Source organism: Clostridium yunnanense (assembly GCF_016595795.1).
In the GTDB taxonomy this organism is placed as follows: domain Bacteria; phylum Bacillota; class Clostridia; order Clostridiales; family Clostridiaceae; genus Clostridium_AR; species Clostridium_AR yunnanense.
Genome location: NZ_JAENHN010000004.1, coordinates 1 through 534, shown reverse-complemented (window position 1 = coordinate 534; position 534 = coordinate 1). Strand labels below are relative to the sequence as shown.

The following is a 534-nucleotide window of genomic DNA, read 5'->3' as shown; positions in this document are numbered from 1 at the left end:
CGATCAACTTAGGGAATTGACTGAAAAAGTAAATAAAGCTAATCCAGATGCCTTAAAGGATAAAACCTTAGAAAAAGTATATAATTTAAGCTTATTGCTGAAAAGTCAAATTTATCAACTAGATGAAGAAGTGGAGGTTTCATTAAAAATTGATGATAGTATTTTGAATAAAATGCTAGCTGTACAATGCATTGATGAAGCTGGAAACCTTCAAACAGTACAAGCAACAGTAGAAAATGGATTCTTTAAGTTTAAGACAACAAAGCTTTCACAATATGGAATTGTATCAATAAAGGATTCTATTCCAGAAGTAAATAAAATTGCATTAGATAATGTAATCAAAAAAGCTGAAGCAATAGAAAAAGCTTTATATACAGATGAATCAATAAAAGTATTAAATTCAGCTTTAGATAGTGCGAAAGCAACCTATAGTGATAATAATGCAACACAAAAACAAGTTGATGATCAGGTTGAAGCCTTAGAACAAGCGATCATATCATTAGAAAAGAAAAAAGATGATCCAGTTATTGAGGT

General features: G+C 29.6%; 1 protein-coding gene. It reads left to right on the top strand.

The features are described 5' to 3' along the window. A partial coding sequence (locus tag JHL18_RS00970; RefSeq protein ID WP_338025429.1) for a hypothetical protein occupies positions 1-534 on the top strand: 534 nt, incomplete at both ends.